Below are 18648 nucleotides of genomic sequence, written 5' to 3'. Positions count from 1 at the left end.
GGCTGTACGGAAAACCGGACAATGGACGCGGACCTCGGAGACCTGACGGCGTTCCTCGCGGTCGCGAAAGCGCGCGGCTTTCGTGACGCGGCGCGGACGAGCGGTGCCAGCGCCTCCACGCTGAGCGAAGCCGTGCGCCGCCTGGAGACACGGCTCGGCGCACGCCTGCTCCACCGCACGACGCGCAGCGTCACGCCAACCGAGGCCGGTGCGGCGCTCATCGCGCGGCTGACCCCGGCACTCGGCGAAGTCGACGCAGCCCTGGACGCCGTCGGCCACTTCCGGGACGGCGCGGCGGGGGCGCTTCGACTGAACGTGCCGATCAGTGCCGCGCGGCTCGTGCTGCCCGCGATCCTGCCCGGTTTCCTAGCCGCACATCCCGGAATCCGGCTGGAAATCGTTGCGGAAGACAGCTTCGTCGACGTGCTCGCCGCGGGGTGCGATGCCGGCATCCGCTACGACGAACGACTTGAGCAGGACATGATCGCGGTGCCCATCGGGCCGCGTGTCCAGCGCATGGCGACGGCCGCGGCGCCGTCCTATCTCGATCGACATGGCCGCCCGGATCACCCGCGCAGCCTGCTGGATCACGCGTGCGTGCTCGGACGTTTTGCGAGCGGTGCCCTGACCAGCCCCTGGGAGTTCGAGCGTGCCGGAGAAATCGTGCGCGTCGAACCGCGCGGACCGTTGATCGTGCAGGTCGGCGGGGCGACCGATCTCGCCGTCGACGCCGCCATCGCAGGCGTCGGGATCATCTCGGTGTTCGAGGATTGGCTGCGCCCGCATCTCGAAAGCGGCGCGTTGGAGCCGGTGTTGCAGGACTGGTGGCAGCCGTTTTCCGGGCCGTTCCTCTACTATTCGGACCGTCGCCTGGTGCCGCCACCGCTGCGTGCGTTCATCGAGTTCATCAGGGCGAAGGCGATCTAGCGGACCGCGCGTTGCGCACGCCGTGATGATGCTCGCATGAGCGCGCGGTCGAGGATGGCGGCGCGCCGCGTCGTGCGCCATTGGCTCGGTGACCGGAGCCGCATCCGGCAAGTCGGAAACGGGCGACGCGCGCCCGCGTCCCCGCCGCGTTTCGCTGTCGACCCGCCTCAGATGTCGAGGCCGGTGAGGTACGGATGGGCAAGCACGCGCAGTGCATTGCGCGCACTGATCGCGGTATCGTTGACCAGACGACTGCCGGCGACGGTGCGGTACAGCGCGACACAATGGTTGATCCTGACGAAACGCGCACCGGCGGCGGCTGCGCGGGTATAGAAATGCCAGTCGTTGCAATTGTGGAAGCTGGGATCGAAACCGCCGATGCGGTCGACGATCGCCCGCGAAACGATCGACCAGCTCGGGCCAACCACCCCGCCGCTGGCAAGGCCACGGCGGATACAGTCGCCATCCCAACCGCATTCCGGGGCGCCGGGTGCCTCGTGACCCTCGACACGCGCAAAATGTCCGACGACGATCTCGAACGCACCATGCCCGGTGCCATCGAGCAGCGCCTGCGCCGCGCCCGGCAGCCAGACGTCGTCGCTGTCGAGGAACGCGATCCAGGGCGCGCGCGAAAGCCCCGCACCGGTGTTGCGCGCCTGGGATGCGCCGACATTGCGCGGCAGGACGACTGCCTCGACGGTGTCGTGCGTCGCCGCCAGCGCGCGGATGACGGCGGCACTGTCATCGGTCGAGCCATCATCGACGACGATCACGCGCTGTGGCGCAGGGTCCTGCGACAGGACGCTCTCGACCGCATCGGCGACGACATGCGCGCGATTGTAGCAGGGAATCACGACGTCGTAGGTCGGGCGCGAAGTGTGGGGGAGCGGGGCAGGGTCCATTCCCGTTCCTGTGCCAGCTTTGCGCGGGCGATCAAGCAGCCTGCCGCCTTCGCCCGCTCCCGATCCGCGCGTCACCAGCGGCTCGGGACAGCTTATCGAACCTTGCCCGTCCGTATTTTTACACCGGTGTAAAAGTAGCGTCCAATGGCAGAGATCGGCTGGTTGATCGCATTGCCCGGATCGGGCTTCTGGTCGGTCAGGTTCTGTACGCCGGCATAGACCGAATAGGCACGGCCGACGTCCAGCGCGATCTGGAGATCGTGCTGCCACAATTCGCTGTAGCGGAGCTGCGCCGCGGGCGCGTAATTGGGGTCGTTGTCGGTGGTCAGCTTGTCGACTGTCCGCGTCGCGTCCGCCCAGCGCAGATTGTAGCCGATCGTGAGGCCGCCGCGCGTCCAGCTCGGCGACAGGTTGAAGTTGAACTTCGGCGCGCCGGGCTGGTCGACATTGTCGGTAGCCACGGCGCCCGGCGTCCCGACGAACGCGAGCCGGTCGAGATAGCCGCCGACCAACCGGAAATCGAACGTCCCGAGCTTGCCTGCCCGAATGACGTAATCGATGTTCAGGTCGGCCCCCGCGGTGCGGAAGCGCGACACGTTCTGCGGCTGGACCGAATAGCCGCTGATGATGCCGGTCCCCTGTGTGCGCGTGATGGCCGCGCAGAACGGATTGGCGACCGACGGCTGATCGACGCAGAGCGACGCGAGCGTCGACGGCGCGGGCGTGCTGATCGCGCCGCGCAAATCGATATCGTACCAGTCGAGCGACGCGGTCAGCCCGCGCAGGAACCGCGGCCGCAGCACGACGCCCGCCGTCCAGGTTCGCGCCGTCTCGGCCTTGAGCGCCGGGTTGCCCGAGCGCGTGCCCACGACGTTGCTCGCGGTCTGCAGCGCGGGCGAGATCGCCGCGCCGACCGCCGACAGGACGGTTGCGCAATTGGCGGCGCGATATTGCGTCCCGTGGCCCAGCTCATTGGGCGCGCAGGGGTCGATGAAGAAGTTCGAGTCTCCGCTGAGTGGCTGGAACAATTCCGCGATGTTGGGCGCCCGCACCGACTCGCCATAGGAACCCCGAAAGCTGATGTCGCGGACTGGCGCATAGACGCCGTTGACCTGCCAGGTGGTCGCGTCGCCAATCGTCGAATAGTTCGAGAAGCGGTAGGCCGCGCCGACCGACAGCGTCTCGGCAAGACGCTGGCCCTTGAAGATCGGCGCGTTCAGCTCGCCGAACGCTTCCTTCACGTCGAAGCTGCCGCCCGACGGGACGACCAGCGTCGGTTCGGTGAAGGCGACGAAGCGGTTGTTGACGAGATTGTCGCTCGGTTCGAACGCGCTGGTCTCGCGGCGATATTCTCCGCCGACCGAGAATTGCACCGGCCCGCCGGGCAGGGCGAAGAACGCGCCGAAGTCGCCGCTGATCGATGCGTTGGCGACCTGTTGCGTGATTCGCGCGAAGCTGGTGTCGTCGACCTGGAAATAGCGCAGCGCGGCCGGGCTGACCGGCCCGGCACCAAACAGGCTGACCGGAACGCAGCCCGGGTTGCCGCCGGTGAGGTTGATGCGGCAGACCGGCTGGCCGGTGGTCGGGCTGGTCACGGCATCGAGCGCGGCCCGGTAATTGACGTCGAGCAGGTTGTTCAGCTTGGTGATGTCGACGTCGGTTCGGCCATATTCGAAATAGGCGTCATAGGTCGCATGGCCACTGATCCGCCCGGTGACGTCGAACACGCCGCGATAGGTGCGGCGCAGGTCGGTCTCGCCATGACGGCCGTAATCGATATTGTCGCGCGTCACCGCGACCTGCGTCTGCCCCGCGGCCAGCGCCGCGGCGCGGATCGACTGGGGCAGGAACGGATTGTCGAGCAAGATCGGCGCGCCATAGGTTCCGATGTAATAATCGAAGGTGGTCGCCTTGGTTTGCGCGTACTTGGCCTCGACCGAGACCTTGAGGGCGTCCGAAACGTCGTAATGCCCGAGCAGGTTGACGTCGTGTCGCTCGATCCGCGGCGCCAGGTCGCCCGAATAGAAGCCCGCGACAGGCGTATCGTCGCCCCCGGTCGAATAATAGGCCGCAGGCGTGCCGGGCTGATAGGGCTGTCCGAGCCCGTTGAAATTGGGCGTGCCGCTGCCCGTCGCATCGACCGCGCCGATCGGCGACTCGTTGGGATAGCGCAGGTTGCCGACCAGGATGTTGTGCGGCGCCGACGGGTTGGTCGCCGCGGCATCGTTGGGGATGAGATACTGCCGCTGGTCCGCCCGCAGATAGGACCGATCGTCGTTCTCGAGCCGGTCGTCGGCGTTATATTCATAGGCGAGCGTCAGATTGCCGCGGCCGCCCGCGAAACTGTGCCCCGCCGCAATCGAGGCAAAGCGGTTGCCGGCGTCGCCGCGCGACGAGATGCCGAGCTGTCCGCGCGCCGCGATCCCGTCGAAATCGCGCTTAAGGATGAAATTGACGACGCCCGACACGCCGTCCGCGCCATAGACCGCCGACGCTCCGCCGGTCAGCACGTCGACCCGCTCGATCAGATCGGTCGGGATGCTGTTGATGTCGACCGCGGCGCTGTTGGCCTCGCCCGCGACGTGGCGACGGCCGTTGACGAGGACCAGCGTCCGGTTGGTGCCGAGGTTGCGCAGGTTGAGTTCGTTCAGCCCCGCCGCGCCGAACGGGTTGGAGGAGACCGCATTGCCGCCCGAGGTCTGCGTGGAATCGCGCGATCCCGTCAGCGCGGGGACGCGCTGGAGGAAATTGGTGATGTTGGTGTTGCCCGACTGCTGGATCGCGGCGGCCGTGAACGCGGTGATCGGGTTGGGCGCGGCAAATTCGGCACGCGCGATGCGTGAGCCGGTCACCACGATGTCGGCGCCCTCCGCCGCGTTTGGCGTGACGGGTGTGGAAGCCGGCGGTTGCTGGTCGCTTGCGGAACCGCTCGATGCGGCGCTGGGCGGCGGCGGGGCGGGGAGGGTTTGCGCTTCAGCGCCTGCGGTCCCGAGGCACAAGGCGGTGCCGGTCAACAAACAGCGGCGATACACAGCCAGCAACATAAGACACCCCTTGTACACGCGGCTCCTGCCACCCGGAAATACACCCGGGATGGCGTCGGCTCTCCTTGATGGTTTTGCCGCCGCACCGTCTCTTGTGGATTAAACCGTATCGGGGGAATGGTCCGAATCGAAAATTCCATACTGTTTGCTGTTGGCGGGCCATCAAACCCGGCATACCGTGATCGAAGCGCCATACCGGGAACACGATATACCGACTTTCGACACGCTCGTTGAACGCCGCACGCTGCTCGCCCTGGGTGCGGGCCTTGCGCTCGGCGGATGCGGCGCGTCCGCACCAGGGCTGCGATGGTGGGCGATCGGTACGCTCGGCGAGAATGCGCCCGAGCTGCTCCCGGCGTTTCGCACGGCGACCGGCATCCCGGTCGAGGTTCAGGCGCTGCCATGGACCGGCGCGCATGAAAAGTTGCTCACCGGGTTCGCCGGCAATTCGCTGCCCGACGTGATGATGCTCAACAGCGCGTGGCTGCCGGAGTTGACACTGATCGGCGCGGTCGCGCCGCCCGCGGCGCGTTCGCCGCTGCTGGCCGATCAGGTCGCGGGCGCGGTCGCGTCGGTCGAGGTCGCGGGGCGGGCGATGGCGGTGCCGTGGACGGCCGACAGCTGGGTGCAGTTCTACCGCCGCGACCTGCTCGCGGCGGCGGGCTATGCGGCCCCGCCGCTCGCCTGGAGCGAATGGATGCAGATGGCACGGGCGATCAAACGCCGTCAGCCCGACCGCTTCGTGACGCTGCACCTGCTCGACTGGCCCGAACCGCTGTTCGCCTTTGCCGCACAGCAGGGGGTGCCATTCCTGCGCGATCACGCGACGCGCGGCAATTTCTCGTCCGACGGCTTTCGCACCGCGCTCGGCTTCTACAAGGGAATCTTCGACGAACGCCTCGCCCCGGTGACGACCGGGGCCGAGGCGGGCGATACCTACGTGGCCTGGCGCCACGGCCGGTTCGCGATCCTGCCGTCGAACGCGACGTCGATCGGCGATCTGCGGCGTCGCACGGCGCTGCTGCCGCGCGATCTGTGGGACGTCGCGCTGACACCGGGGCCACGCGGGGCCGGGGCCGCGATGGCGCGCGGCACCAGCCTCGCCGTCAGCCACGCCGCGCGCGACCCTGCCGCCGCATGGGCGCTGGTCCGCTACCTGTGCGATCCGGCGAGCCAGCGTCGCATCTACGACATCACCGGTGATCTCCCGACGCGACGAAGCGCCTGGCAGTTGCCCGCCCTGCGCACTGATCCCGTGTCGGCAACCTTCGCGACCCAGATCGCGCACAGCGTCGCACCGCCAGCCGTTCCCGAATGGGAGCGGATCGTCGGCGAGGTCCAACTCGTCGCCGAACACATGGTGCGTGGCGACTATGGCGTCGATGCTGCCACGGTCGAGATGGACAAACGGGTCGATCGCATTCTCGAAAAGCGCCGCTGGCTGGCGGAGCGGGGCCGCGCGTTATGACCCGCCAGGCGCGCGCCGGGCTCGGCTTCGTTCTCCCGGTGCTGATCTGCACGGTGCTCGTGCTGGTGATCCCGACGATCGGGGCGGCACTGCTGAGCGTCACCGATTTCGATATCTATGCGCTTGCCGATGTCGCCAACCTGCGGTTCGTCGGGGCCGGCAACTATGCCGAATTGCTCCGGATGCCGTTGTTCTGGCGCGCCGTCGGCAACACCGCCGTGTTTACCGCGATCGGTGTTCCCGCCGCGATCGCCACGTCGCTCGGCGTGGCGTTGCTGATCAGTTCGGCGACGGTGCGATGGAAACCGGTCTGGCGCGTGCTGCTGTTCGCGCCCTATGTCACGACGCTGGTCGCAACCGCGGTGGTCTGGCGCTACCTGTTCGATCTGCACAACGGACTGCTGAATTATGTGCTGTCGCAGATCGGCATCGCGCCGGTCGACTGGCTGGGGGATCCGCGGACGAGCATTCCCGCGACGCTGATCTTCATCGTGTGGAAGGCGTTCGGCTATAACATGCTCGTCTTCATCGCCGCCCTGTCGACCGTGCCGCAGGAACTCGCCGAGGCGGCGCGGCTCGACGGCGCGGGGGCGTGGGCGCGCTTCCGGCATGTCACGCTCCCCGCGATCGGTCCGGCGTTGCTGCTGGCTGCGGTGCTGAGCGTCGCCAATTTCATCCAGATCTTCACCGAACCTTATGTCATAACCCATGGCGGCCCGGCACAAAGCACGGTGACCGTGCTGTATTTCATGTTCGACCAGGGCTTCACCTGGTGGAACCTGGGCATGGCTTCGGCCGTCGCCATGATCCTGTTCGTCGTCATCCTGCTGGTGACCGCGGTGCAGGCGCGGCTGGGAAAGCGGAACGAATGGTGGTGAAGGCCGGAAGCCCGTTGCGCACTGCGCTCGTCGCCCTGCTGGCGCTGGTCGCCGTGCTGCCGCTGCTGTGGATGGTCAACGTCTCGCTGATGGCGCCGGGCACCGCCGCGACCTTTCCGCCGCCGTTCTGGCCGGCGCATCCGACGTTCGCCAACTACCGCGAGCTGTTGCTGCCGCACCCCGGCGGCCTGACCAGCTATCATATCCTGCCGGCGCTGAGGAACAGCGTCGTCCTCGCGTCGCTCACCACGGTGCTGAGCCTGCTGCTGTGCGTGCCGGCGGGCTATGCCTTCGCCAAGCTGCGCTTCTGGGGCCGCGCGCGCATGCTCCAGGCCTTGCTCGCGCTCGCCGTCGTGCCGGCGCAGGTCGCGATGCTGCCGCTGTTCCTGATGCTCAAGTCGGTCGGATTGGTGAACACCTATGCCGGGGTGCTCGCGCCGTGGCTGGCGGGCGTTTACGGCGTGCTATTCATCCGCCAGGCGACGCTCGCGATCCCCGACGAAATGCTCGATGCGGCGCGGATCGACGGCGCGAGCGAAGCGCGGATCTTCCTGAGCGTGGTGCTGCCGCTATTACGCCCGGTGGTCGTGACGCTGGCGCTGTTCGCGTTCCTCGCGAGCTGGAGCGATTTTCTGTGGCCGCTGATCGCGATCACCGATCAGCAGCATTACACGCTTCCCGTCGCGCTCGCCGCGATCAGCCGCGAACATGGCGGGGATACCGAACTGATGATGGCGGGGGCCGTGGTCACCACGCTTCCGGTCCTGCTGCTGTTCCTCGCCTTGCAGCGCTATTATTTCACCGGGATCCTCGGCGGCAGCATCAAGGGGTGATCGCGCGCGGTCGGGCATAGGCCGCACCGTCGCCATCGAACAGGAGCGCGTCCGATGCGGCGATCGCGAAACGCAGCGTCTCGCCGAGCCCCACGTGGCGGTCGTGCGGCAGTTGCGCGACCAGATGCGCCGCATCGCCGCCGTGTCCGAGATGCGCGAACGACAATGGCCCCAGCCGCTCGAACAGCTCGACCCGCCCCCCGAACACGCCGTCCGGAGCGGGACGGAGATGCTCGGGCCGGACGCCGAGCGTGGCGGGGCCACCGACGGCGCGTTGCGGGACCACCGCGTCGATCCGGCAAATGCCGCCATCCGGCAGCGCGACGGTCACGACGGTCGGCTCGGCTTGCACGATCCGCACGGGCAGCAGATTGATTGCCGGCGAACCGATCGCCGCGGCGACGCGGATCGTGGCCGGCGCGCGATACAGGTCGAGCGGTGCACCGACCTGCTCGATGCGGCCTTGCGCCATCACGACGATCCGGTTGGCGAGCGTCATCGCCTCGACCTGATCGTGCGTGACGTAGATCATCGTCGCCCCGAGGCGCTGGTGCAGCCGCGCGATCTCGTGGCGCATCCGGACCCGCAACGCGGTATCGAGGTTGGACAGCGGCTCGTCGAGCAGCAGGACCGCGGGATCGCGAACGATCGCCCGGGCGATCGACACGCGTTGCCGCTGCCCCCCGGAAAGCGCGCTGGGACGGCGGTCGAGCAACGCCTCGAGTTCGAGCGTCGCGGCGACGGCGGCGACCTTGTCGGCGATCACCTGTTTCGGGAGCTTCGCCATGCGCAACGGGAAGGCGATGTTCTGCGCGACGGAAAGATGCGGGTAGAGCGCATAGGACTGGAACACCATGGCAATGCCGCGATCCGCCGGCTCGACCGCGGTGACGTCGCGGCCGCCGATTTCGATCCGGCCGGCACTCGGCCTTTCCAGCCCCGCGATCAACCGCAACAGCGTCGACTTGCCGCACCCCGATGGACCGATGATCACAATGAACTCGCCCGATGCGATCGAGAGATCGGTCGGATGCAGCGCGGCTGCCGCACCGAAGGTCTTGGAAAGATGCTCGACGACGACGCTGCTCATCAGCACGACCGTAGCCGTGGTCCCACGCCGGTCAACTCATGACGCATTCCCGGGGGCGAGGTTCGAGGCGCATCAGCGAGACTGGAGCCCATGAACAGCGTTGCAGGGGAGGGCTGTCGCTCCCCTTCTCCAGCATATGTCCATCCGGAATTTGGGGGGGCGAGGAACGCGGGGTTTTGGAACGCATCGTGTGGGCCGCTTTTCGGGGCGCCGAACCTGGGCGGGCATGCTGGCCAACAAGGTATGGCTTGGCGACGAACGTCTGGAGAAGCCCCAACGGCACGCGCATGTGAACCCGAACAATCCGCACGAGCACCGGATCCAGTGGCGGATACTGCACGCCTAGCCTAGTCAGTAAGCGCCAGGAATGGCTGGAAGGTCCCGTCTCTGATGCCCCACACACAAGGTGATGGGACCGGCCCAAAAGGGCCCCTGCGGGCGCCGCAGGTAATGGAAACTTAGGGATAATGGTGGACGCACTTGGGCTCGAACCAAGGACCCGCTGATTAAGAGTCAGCTGATTTCCCTGCAATTTCAATGTGCCTTCCGGTATATTCTGACTTTGTACCTCAAAGGTGCCTCAGCGCTACCGAGTTTTTGTCGGAAAACTCGAACGGCCGCTGGGACCAATAAGGCAGGGGATTTTAAGTCCTCCTTTCGTCCAACAGTTTCAACGGCGGTTCCGACAGTTTCGCGGTTTGTTGCCTTACTGCATATCAACGGGTTAGCCGGATTGTCGGAATAGCAGGCTCTGTAGTTCGGGAGCAGTCACGCTCGGGTTGGATTACATTCGAACGCGAGAATGGCGGAAAGCCGTCCGCTTTGAGACCGCGCCCAGCGATTAGCAGCCGTTCGTTCAGTTCTCGGGATAGGGAGCTGGTTGGCCGGAGCGTGGTGGATTGCCGCACGTTCGGTTTGGAGCGCAGCAAAGCAGATGTCCGCCGTTCATTCAGCAGGTGTCCTCAGCCGGAAACGCCAGATTGCTCGGTGGTAGCGGAAAGGCAGCTTTCGCGCTCTCATCAGCGGAAGGGGACATTTCCTCGAATAGGCTTGCAGCGAGCTCGCGCCGTAAGGATTGCAAAGGCATATATGTAATTCGGAGCGGTGGCTCGTGACGTGCTCGCTAGAAATCATACCATTGGTAAGTTAGCTCGTCAGATGAAGACGAGTGATGGGCGAGGCCGATTTGCCGAGGATCAGATTATCGAGGTGCTGCACGAGCATGAATCGTTCTGCGCCATACCAGTGGGGGGCTGATCGAAGGTTGCGCCCGGAGCAATTTTAGAAGCTATTTGGTTGGTCTATTCGCATGCACATTCGCCCATTGAAGCTCTAACTTCTTGACACTGCGACGGTCTCTGAGCTTCGTTGCCAACTGAAAAAGCCTATGAAGCTTGAACGGGGGAACATGCAGTACATCAAAAGACCCGCTGTCGCGCCCGACGTACTGAAGTCGGCTGAGGCGATCCGCTCGAGGCGGCAGATGCTGGCTTTCATGTCTCTTGAGCGAGACCGCCGATCACAGACGAGCGTTCCGGCTTTCGGGTTGAGCCCAACCAACGATTTGCTCGTGGCGGCCGTCTCGGACATGTCGCACGGCAAATGCGCCTTCTGCGAAGTGAGGGAGCCGCTGGTCACGCATCGATTCCGCCCCGCTGGGAACGCCCTTCCGCTGGCCGAGCGCAAGGATCCGCACCTGTTCTACGTGTGGTTCGCGGATGCGTGGCACAACCTCTATCCGATCTGCTCCACCTGCCGTCCCGCAGAACCCCAGTTTCCCGTCGAAGGATCGCGGTGCAACCTCCCGTCGCCCAAGCAGATCGAGAGCTATATAGCGAGGAACGACGGCATCTGGTCCCAGCGAGCGCCTGACGAGCGGAACCTCATCATCGATCCCACAAAGGAAACTTCCTTTCACGGGCACATCAGGCCGAGACTGAACGGAGCCCTAGTAGCGCTGAACCCGAGAGCCGCCGCGACCATCGAGGTTTTCGATCTTAACCGGGAGGACAGGGTGGCTCAGCGGGCGATGCGATACGCGTCGAACTTAGCGGACCTGCGTAAGCTGGTATCCGAGCTGCGAAAGGACCGTGTCGCGTCCACCGGCGACAGGTTTAACGACCTCTTTAACTTCGAGCGACTGGAATTCGGTGGGACATGGCTTCTTCTGCTCAAGCGCATCGCTGAACGGATCCCTATGCCTGAGGGGACCTCGATGCCAGCTAGGCTCAAGCAACTCAAAAGCGGGTTCGTCCGGCTCTCGGCAATATCGGACGCAGTCGCCCGCATCGACAAGGCGGTCGCCGAGATCAGCCTTGAGGATCCGCGCCTGAAAGCAGTCAGTTCGGGACCTAGAAGGCTGGACCGGGTGCAAGCTCAGCTTCGCCATATCGAGATCGAGAACTTCAGAGCCATTGAGAAACTGTCGCTGGATATGCCGGTTGCGGACGCGCGCGATCCCAAGCTCGCCCCGTTGTCGCCATCGCTCGTCGTCTTGGGCGAGAACGCCACGGGCAAGAGCTCCCTTCTGGAGGCAATCGCTTTAGCGCTGACTACGGATGAGGCTAGGCGCAATCTGGATTTGGAGTGGGGAAAAATACCCCTCGATCCTGAGCAGATGGGTGACGAGAACGGGACAGCTGCGGCCAACGCTCGGGCTCGGCTCGTCTTCGACAGCGGTCAGACCGCGACCCTGGTCGTGAGTGGGAACGGCGCCCAGGTCCGAACCGAGTTCGGGAGCGAACGCGTCGCAGTGTTCGCGTACGGGGCATTCCGACGCTTTGCCGTCGACGCTTCGCCGCCACCATCCAGCCGTCACATTAGAAACCTGTTTGACGCTTCTCCACTGGCTCACCCGGAAAACTGGCTGAAGGGCCTTCCGCCAAGACGGTTCGAGATGGTGATCAGAACCTTGCGGGATATGCTCTCGATCGAAGGGGATTTCGACGTCATTCAGAGGGTTGGAAGGGCTCGTGAGTTGCGGATGGTGACGGCGCTTACGGAACCTAGCGGAACGATCCGATACAGCCGCACGCCGCTAAACGCCGTCAGTTCCGGTTACAGGTCCATGCTCGGGATGCTATGCGACATCCTGCGTGGTCTTCTAGCCGTCGAGGCGTGGAAGGAGTCTGAGGAGCCCACCGACTTCGTCAGCTTTGAGACGGCCAAGGGCGTTGTGCTCATAGACGAGATTGAGGCTCATTTGCATCCGAGGTGGAAGGTGCAGGTCATGACGAGCCTCCGTAGGGCGCTGCCGGCCATGACGTTTATCGTCACCACGCATGACCCCCTCTGCCTCAGGGGAATGGGCAGCGGCGAGGTGGTGGTGCTGCAGCGCATCGCCGCCTCAGATTCAGAACTGGAGAGCCGGCTGCCGATCGTCGTTGAGAGAATGACGTCGCTGCCGGACGCCGCGGATCTGCGGCTCGAGCAGCTGCTGACGTCTGACTTCTTCCAGCTCTTCTCGACCAGCGACGCCGCATCGGACCGGCAGATGGCTAAGATTGGAGATTTCATCAGGCGCCGTGCCGACGGTGATATTCTGTCCGACGAGGAGCGGAAGGTCCTCGTCGAATTCGAAAGGGACATTGCTAGCGCACTGCCCGTCGGCTCGAGCGAGGTCCACCGAATGGTCCAGGAGGCGGTCGCGACCTACCTCGAGAGGCGCCGCGATGCATCAAGTGCGACGCTAGCGAAGCTCGGTGCCAAAGCGAAGGAGCATATCTTGGCCGCTTTGGAAACCATCTGAGATGCGCGGCGTCGATCGGAAGGCCTTCAAGATACCCTTGTCGCTTCAGGCGGAAGGTCTCGGACCGAAGGAGCTGACGCGGGCACGGGCGCATCGGAACGACGCCAGCCCTAAGAAGAAGGCATTTAAGCACTCGGCCTACAAGGCCGCCGACGTGAAGGCGATGCTGGAGGCAATGTTCCACGGGAAGTGCGCGTACTGCGAAACTCGCTTTAGCGCCTCAGCGCCGGTGGACGTAGAACACTACCGGCCGAAGAGTTCCGTCGCGGAGGCCAAAAAGCACGACGGCTACTGGTGGGTCGCCATGGACTGGGACAATCTGCTGCCGAGCTGCATAGACTGCAATCGACGACGCGGACAGGTGCTCGTCGACGCGTCGTCGAGCCTCGAGGTGCTCGCGAACGCAGCCGAGCAAGCCGCGATTTTCGCTGGCAAGCAGGATAGTTTTCCGATTGTGGACGAAGCCGGCCGGGTGCTGGAGGAAGCCATCGATTTCGACAGCGAGGGGGCGCTCCTTATTAATCCCTGCCTCGATGATCCGTCGCGCAGCCTGGCATACAACTTTGATCCAGCCTGTCCCCTCGGACTAATCGTTCCGAACGGCGAAGGCACCGACGCAATCCGCGGTGCGGTTTCGATCCAGATCTATGGGCTCAATCGGCTTCGTCTGGTGCAGGACCGCACCGAGATCCTGAGACGGCTCGAATTCTTGGCTGGGCTGGTTGTGGATCTCGCCAAGGCCATCTCGGATCTCGATGAACCTGCGACCGTCCTGCGATTAGGTCGTAGACTCATAAGCGCGGAGCCACAGCCGCATTGATGCCAGTTGGACCATCGCGAGGAAGTTCTCAGCGAGTTTGTCGTATCGGGTGGCGACGCGCCGGAAGTGCTTGAGCTTGCTGAAGAAGCGCTCGACGAGGTTGCGCTCGCGATAGAGGACCTTGCTGAAGCAGGGTCTCCATTTGCGGTTGGATTTGGCGGGGATGTTCGGCACCGCACCTTGTGCCTCGATCAGATCGCGGATCCCGTCCGCGTCATAAGCTTTGTCGGCCAGGACGATGGTGCGAGGACCGAGGCGATCCAGCAGCCGGTATGCGGCGGGCCCATCGTGCGCCTGACCTGCTGTCAGGCTGAGCCGGATCGGGAGCCCTTGCGCATCGACGACCGCGTGGATCTTGGTTGTGAGACCACCTCGGGAGCGACCGAGGCAGTGATCCAGATCCCCCTTTTTGCCGTCGCAGCCTGCTGGTGCGCCCGGATGGAAGTGCTGTCGATCATCTGGATGTCGCCATCGTACGCCGCCGTGATGCCGTCCATCAGCCGGTCCCAAACGCCAGCTTTGCGCCACCGCGAAAATCGGTTGTAGCAGGTGGTGCGCGGGCCATACCGCTCGGGAAGATCGCGCCACGGCGCGCCCGACCGCAGAACCCAAAAGATGCCGTTCAACACACGACGATCATCGACGCGCGCGACGCCTCTCGGCTTGTTGGGCAACAGTGGCTCGATCACACGCCACTCAAAGTCCGTCAGATCATATCGGCTCATGCCGAGCCTGAATCAGAAAAGCCGGATCCTGGGAATCCCATTTATGGGTTCACGGCCTAGAGGGGACGGCAGCAGCAATGGTCGCGCCTCGCTTGCGGCTCCTTCGTGATCGCACGTTGGCGGAGATGAAGGGTATGACGTCCGACGATGCACCATACTCGACCATGACCAAGGCTTGGTTGGAGGTGTTCAAGGACAGGCTGCGCGCGGACGATCGGTAACGCTAAGCTGATCGACTGCGAAGGCTCCGTCAGGGGTGCGCTTGAACTGCGCCGGGTTTGCCGAGGCTCCAACTCTTGAGAAGGTGGAGCATGTATAAGCAAAACGACGAACAAGTTTGCGCCGGAAGTTCGCGAACGCCTGATCCGGATGGTTTTCGACCACGAGCGGGATCACGCCTAGCGATGGGCAGCTGTTGTGTTCATCGCGGAGAAGATCGGCTGCGTTCCGCAGATGCCTAAGCGTGGCCTGAAGGCCGTCTCGCAAGATGCTTGGCCCACGGGCTGATTGCCGCTCCTTGAACAGGCCATTCATGTCAGACGAGGTCATAGAGCCAGCGGGCGAACGAGCGAGCAGTGTTACGAGTAGGCGTACGAGCGCTCAGATCTAGATCGTAGAGCTGTGTTAGGTCGGCGGCGCTGGACCGTCGAGCAGAAGCTGACGATCCTGCGCGATGCATTAGGGCCCGAGGGGTCGGTTCGCGGCAGTCGAGCGCCATGACGTCGGCAGCGGTGCGATCTATATCTGGCGCCGGCAAGCGACATCGGGCGCGCTCAGGTAGCGCTTAGAACGGCACGGCAACGGCAAACGTTAGGCGAACCCCAGAATAATTCGACCGTTCGGGAAATTACAGTTGTTCGTGTACTAAGCGGTGTAGTTCAGCACCCACCTTCATGGCTAGAATTTGGTAAAAAAATAGGACTTCTGCTAAATCAGTCTGGGAAAAAATAATAGAATCACCGCTTATGTATGACCTATGGCGAACCACGTCCTCTATACTAATGGTCGATCCATCATCTTTTGAAGTACCTCTATATCCGCGGTCTCGCGGCAGCATTCTGCGATTACCTTTTAGATCCGTCATGAACATGTCACGTCCCGGCCAACTCACCTGCATAGTATCATGTCCATCAGCTATACGCCGTTGGGTCACGATACCGCTGTCATGCGCGAGGCAGTTCCTCGCGTTGCCGAGACTCCGCAGATGCCGAGCTTCCGCATCATGACCCGAGGACGCTGACCCATAAACATCGTAAAACTCCTCGTGAGTAGACCATGTGTTTTTCAAAATGGGTTTTACAGTTTTTGGTAAGACATGGTTCTTACGAAATTCGATAACTCTTTGAATCGTACTTATGGCTGATGCGACGTAACGATGATAACTCTGATCAATTTCGGTAAGCCCTTGACCAATAGACCATTGGACGAATTCTCTCTGGTAACTCTTGCGATCAATTAGTGGTATTGGATCTGGAGCTCCAATGTCTAATTCTACCGCAGAACCCAATCGTATAGACTTCAGCGGGGGGATTGTTGAAGAGTGAAAGGCATATCCAAGAAATACAGCTACACGGCTTACAGCCTCCTTCATTGGCAATTCGAACGAATTTAGATCAACGTGAACGCCGGGCTTTCCGTTTGACGCGACAAACTCACTTAATATCGGAGGCAACTGCTTACTTTCTTCGATAATACATAGTAATCTTCTTACCACATCGCGTCGCGGTTTCGGGTGGGAAACACTGGGCCGCAAGATGTCATTCGATGGTGAGAGTACGGCTGTTGTAGAGCCACCACGTCATCATAGCTTCCGCGTAACCAGCGCTGATGGTCGCGTCGGTCAAGAACGGTGATCATGGCTTTTGGGTGAATGGGGGCAACGAGCTCGTTCGGGTTGCAAGTCACCATCGTGAATCCGTTGCCCTTTGCCGTCGGCTGCCAGAAGCCTGCGACCGCGAACAAAGGCTGATCGGTAACCTGAAACCACATCTCGCCCTTCAGCGGTTTCTTGCCGTCGCCTAAGTCGTGCGCCTCAGGCGTCCATTCGCAGAACTCGCTGAGCGGTACCAGGCAACGGTTCTCCGGACGCGATGCAAGGGCGCGCCACTGGGGGAGGGCAAGGTTGCGCACGTTCGTCATCGGCCAAGCGGCGCCACCGCCGAGGACGTCCCAGCTCATGACGTCGAGGCATCGACCGCGGTCCGTCTCTCGGATCACGTACGCCCGACTGCGCGGCATCAATTCGCTTGGGTTGAAACGGTTGTCCATTGGTCGATCGGTGCTGAACACCGTGCCGAAGTGGGTATGGAGCGTTTCGGGCTCGTAGCTGTTGCGGGCACGGTTACACATCGAGCGAGCCTGTAACAGGACGAGGTTGGTGTCGAGGTAAACCGGCTCTCGATCAACCGATCCAGCTCCTTGAGGCTACTGCTCGTCCGGCGCATCCGCGGGACTGCTCGGCAGCATAGGCGGCACGGCTTTCGTAGCGATGCGTTCTTCGCGCGTAGCCAGTGCGGCATAGGCGTCTGCTGATCGCTGTTCCCGGATCCGAACGTTCTCGAGCGTAGCTGAGTTCGCGGCCGATTGCGCCAGTTCTGCATTTTCGCGGTTGGATTTGAATGTCACGTCGTTTTCCCCCTGCATGAGATGGATGGAGTACACGTCTACGATGTGGGGCTCCAGTGGGGTCGCGACGACGCTCAACCAAGTCCGCGAGGCGAGGCTTGGCGATCGGTTGTCGCGCCGTTAACCTTAGCAGCTATCGATACTGACACCTACTTTCGTTTAAATACCGTTAATCACGGCAACAGACCACGTCTGGCTACTCCAGCGTGTTCCGTTACGTGATGCTACGATTGTTCTCGGAACGAGGAAACCCCAGCGCCTGGCAGCGCCGGGGCTTCTGATCGAGGCAACTCTCGCGGGCTTGTGGTCCGGACGCGAGAGCGGGATGAACCTCGGGTAGGCGGCAACGTCTATACCGTGGGACAATTCCGTCAATACCGGTCGTTTGCCAAAAAGGATGATTTTAATGGCAGACAATATCCCCCAGCGGCCGCAGCGCCGCCCCCGCTTTCCGTTGTCCGACGAGGCTATCGCTGACATCTGGGCTCGCCTTCGGGCGGGCGACCACCAGCATGACATCGCAGCCGACTACGGTACCAATCCCGGCCGCGTGTCCGAGATCAATACCGGGCGGCGGGGCAACCATGTGACCGGATTGCCTCCGCGCTAATCCGTCAGACCGGTAAAACTGGATGGGGTCGATCGCGTAAGCGGCCGGCCCCATCTTTCTTTCTTCTACCCAGCCCTACCCGCGAACGATCAGTTCCTTCACCCGCTTGCCTCCGCCGCTCGATGCGGTGGAGAGGGTGTATGTCGTATCAACCTCAACTAGGTCGAACCGGCCGTACAGTTCGCGCGCGCCGTCGGTCGCGTTGACCGTCAGGATGAACCGCCCCGCGATTCCCGCCAACTGCTCGGCCAGGCGTTCGAAGTCCGCACGCTCGAACACCCCCGGCCCATAGTCGCCCTCGCATCCCCAGTAGGGCGGATCGAGGAAGAATAGTGTGCCCGGTCCATCATAACGACGGATAAGGTCGGCGTAGGGCAGGCGCTCGATCACGACACCGGTCAGGCGGTTGTGGAGCTCGTCGAGCATCGGGCCCAGCTTGTGGACGTCGAAGCGCGCCGGGGCATCCTTCTTCACGCCGAACGATCGGCCATCGACCTTCCCGCCAAACGATAGCCGCTGGAGATAAAGGAAGCGCGCCGCGCGCTCGAGGTCGGTCAGCGTGTCCGGCGCGGCCGCGCGCAGCCGGTCGAACTCGGCCCGGCTGGTGATCTGCCATTTCAGCACGTCCATGAACTGGGGGTAGTGCCGCTGCAGGATCCGGAAGAGAGTGGTCACGTCCGCTGAGATATCGTTGATCACCTCGGCCCGGGGCTGACGGCTGCGCTTGAGGAACACCCCGCCCATGCCGACGAATGATTCAACATAGGTGTCGTGCGGTGTCGCATCGATCAGGGCGCAGAGACGGCGCGAGAGATTGCGCTTGCCACCAATATAAGGGGCAGGGGGAGAGACCGGTCGAACCTCCTTCGAGGGCAGTTCAACAGCTAGCGGTTTTGAACGTTCGTGGCGCATCTAAGAGGCTGGACCACATACCCTATCTTGTAGGAAAGCGCTTTTTCAGCCTGTGTTAGATTTGCC

General features: G+C 63.3%; 14 protein-coding genes. 7 read left to right on the top strand and 7 right to left on the bottom strand.

The genetic code is table 11. The features are described from left to right. Positions 1-21 precede the first annotated feature (21 nt). A complete protein-coding gene (locus L8G49_RS00225; protein WP_242181631.1) occupies positions 22-927 on the top strand; it encodes a LysR family transcriptional regulator in 906 nt (301 codons plus the stop codon). Between the two features lie 167 nt (positions 928-1094). Here L8G49_RS00225 and L8G49_RS00220 read toward each other — a convergent pair whose 3' ends face one another. Together L8G49_RS00220 and L8G49_RS00215 are read right to left on the bottom strand one after the other, a co-directional pair. Next, complete coding sequence (locus L8G49_RS00220; RefSeq protein WP_242181629.1) at positions 1095-1829, bottom strand: glycosyltransferase family A protein; 735 nt, start codon at positions 1827-1829, stop codon at positions 1095-1097. A 92-nt stretch (positions 1830-1921) separates the two neighbouring features. Then, entirely contained in the window at positions 1922-4873 is a 2952-nt protein-coding gene (locus L8G49_RS00215; protein WP_242181627.1) for a TonB-dependent receptor, read from the bottom strand. 178 nt (positions 4874-5051) lie between these two features. On the opposite strand from L8G49_RS00215, the gene L8G49_RS00210 reads away from it, so the two are divergent. From L8G49_RS00210 to L8G49_RS00200, 3 genes are read left to right on the top strand one after another with little or no spacing between them, the layout of a single operon-like run. Continuing rightward, positions 5052-6341 carry an extracellular solute-binding protein gene (locus L8G49_RS00210; protein WP_242181625.1) on the top strand — a complete coding sequence of 430 codons (1290 nt, stop codon included), beginning with the start codon at positions 5052-5054 and terminating at the stop codon, positions 6339-6341. Then, positions 6338-7219, top strand: a complete 882-nt coding sequence (locus tag L8G49_RS00205) for a sugar ABC transporter permease (protein ID WP_242181623.1) — start codon at positions 6338-6340, stop codon at positions 7217-7219. The genes L8G49_RS00210 and L8G49_RS00205 overlap by 4 nt, the downstream gene beginning before the upstream one ends. Further along, positions 7210-8052 carry a carbohydrate ABC transporter permease gene (locus tag L8G49_RS00200; protein ID WP_242181621.1) on the top strand — a complete coding sequence of 281 codons (843 nt, stop codon included), beginning with the start codon at positions 7210-7212 and terminating at the stop codon, positions 8050-8052. Before L8G49_RS00205 ends, L8G49_RS00200 begins: the two co-directional genes overlap by 10 nt. On the opposite strand, the gene L8G49_RS00195 is transcribed toward L8G49_RS00200, so the two are convergent. After that, complete coding sequence (locus L8G49_RS00195; protein WP_242181620.1) at positions 8042-9142, bottom strand: ABC transporter ATP-binding protein; 1101 nt, start codon at positions 9140-9142, stop codon at positions 8042-8044. The two genes, L8G49_RS00200 and L8G49_RS00195, sit on opposite strands and share 11 nt — an antisense overlap. A gap of 1387 nt (positions 9143-10529) precedes the next feature. Here L8G49_RS00195 and L8G49_RS00190 point away from each other — a divergent pair. Together L8G49_RS00190 and L8G49_RS00185 are read left to right on the top strand one after the other, a co-directional pair. Beyond that, on the top strand, positions 10530-12890 hold the full coding sequence (locus L8G49_RS00190) for an AAA family ATPase (protein ID WP_242181618.1): 2361 nt from the start codon (positions 10530-10532) through the stop codon (positions 12888-12890). A 1-nt stretch (position 12891) separates the two neighbouring features. Next, a complete protein-coding gene (locus tag L8G49_RS00185) occupies positions 12892-13710 on the top strand; it encodes a hypothetical protein (protein WP_242181617.1) in 819 nt (272 codons plus the stop codon). On the opposite strand, the gene L8G49_RS00180 is transcribed toward L8G49_RS00185, so the two are convergent. The 3 genes from L8G49_RS00180 to L8G49_RS00170 form a co-directional block, all read right to left on the bottom strand. Beyond that, positions 13669-14435, bottom strand: a protein-coding gene (locus L8G49_RS00180; RefSeq protein ID WP_242181615.1) for an IS5 family transposase whose coding sequence is annotated in 2 segments (ribosomal slippage) — positions 13669-14123 and positions 14123-14435 — 768 coding nt in all. Because the reading frame shifts where the segments join, the coding sequence is not laid out codon by codon here. The genes L8G49_RS00185 and L8G49_RS00180 overlap by 42 nt on opposite strands. A 1707-nt stretch (positions 14436-16142) precedes the next feature. Then, on the bottom strand, positions 16143-16784 hold the full coding sequence (locus L8G49_RS00175) for an SOS response-associated peptidase family protein (protein ID WP_242181613.1): 642 nt from the start codon (positions 16782-16784) through the stop codon (positions 16143-16145). A 75-nt stretch (positions 16785-16859) separates the two neighbouring features. Further along, the gene (locus L8G49_RS00170; RefSeq protein ID WP_242181611.1) at positions 16860-17138 is read right to left on the bottom strand and encodes a hypothetical protein; all 279 of its coding nucleotides are present in this window, start codon (positions 17136-17138) and stop codon (positions 16860-16862) included. A gap of 328 nt (positions 17139-17466) precedes the next feature. Here L8G49_RS00170 and L8G49_RS00165 point away from each other — a divergent pair, with 328 nt between their 5' ends. Then, the gene (locus L8G49_RS00165) at positions 17467-17670 is read left to right on the top strand and encodes a hypothetical protein (protein WP_242137407.1); all 204 of its coding nucleotides are present in this window, start codon (positions 17467-17469) and stop codon (positions 17668-17670) included. Between the two features lie 75 nt (positions 17671-17745). On the opposite strand, the gene L8G49_RS00160 is transcribed toward L8G49_RS00165, so the two are convergent. Beyond that, on the bottom strand, positions 17746-18582 hold the full coding sequence (locus L8G49_RS00160; RefSeq protein WP_242181609.1) for a DNA adenine methylase: 837 nt from the start codon (positions 18580-18582) through the stop codon (positions 17746-17748). Positions 18583-18648: the final 66 nt, after the last annotated feature.

The sequence above is a fragment of the Sphingomonas sp. CARO-RG-8B-R24-01 genome, from assembly GCF_022662295.1.
GTDB lineage: Bacteria > Pseudomonadota > Alphaproteobacteria > Sphingomonadales > Sphingomonadaceae > Sphingomonas.
The sequence above is the reverse complement of the archived record's forward strand: the minus strand, read 5'-3'. Positions and strand labels throughout refer to the sequence as shown.

What these genes read in the sequence shown, in the direction of transcription:
- L8G49_RS00195 (WP_242181620.1), bottom strand. Translation starts at nt 9,142, where the DNA reads ATGAGCAGCGTCGTCGTCGAGCATCTTTCCAAGACCTTCGGTGCGGCA.
- L8G49_RS00200 (WP_242181621.1), top strand. Translation starts at nt 7,210, where the DNA reads ATGGTGGTGAAGGCCGGAAGCCCGTTGCGCACTGCGCTCGTCGCCCTG.
- L8G49_RS00175 (WP_242181613.1), bottom strand. Translation starts at nt 16,784, where the DNA reads ATGTGTAACCGTGCCCGCAACAGCTACGAGCCCGAAACGCTCCATACC.
- L8G49_RS00190 (WP_242181618.1), top strand. Translation starts at nt 10,530, where the DNA reads ATGAAGCTTGAACGGGGGAACATGCAGTACATCAAAAGACCCGCTGTC.
- L8G49_RS00205 (WP_242181623.1), top strand. Translation starts at nt 6,338, where the DNA reads ATGACCCGCCAGGCGCGCGCCGGGCTCGGCTTCGTTCTCCCGGTGCTG.
- L8G49_RS00165 (WP_242137407.1), top strand. Translation starts at nt 17,467, where the DNA reads ATGGCAGACAATATCCCCCAGCGGCCGCAGCGCCGCCCCCGCTTTCCG.
- L8G49_RS00160 (WP_242181609.1), bottom strand. Translation starts at nt 18,582, where the DNA reads ATGCGCCACGAACGTTCAAAACCGCTAGCTGTTGAACTGCCCTCGAAG.
- L8G49_RS00220 (WP_242181629.1), bottom strand. Translation starts at nt 1,829, where the DNA reads ATGGACCCTGCCCCGCTCCCCCACACTTCGCGCCCGACCTACGACGTC.
- L8G49_RS00225 (WP_242181631.1), top strand. Translation starts at nt 22, where the DNA reads ATGGACGCGGACCTCGGAGACCTGACGGCGTTCCTCGCGGTCGCGAAA.
- L8G49_RS00185 (WP_242181617.1), top strand. Translation starts at nt 12,892, where the DNA reads ATGCGCGGCGTCGATCGGAAGGCCTTCAAGATACCCTTGTCGCTTCAG.
- L8G49_RS00215 (WP_242181627.1), bottom strand. Translation starts at nt 4,873, where the DNA reads ATGTTGCTGGCTGTGTATCGCCGCTGTTTGTTGACCGGCACCGCCTTG.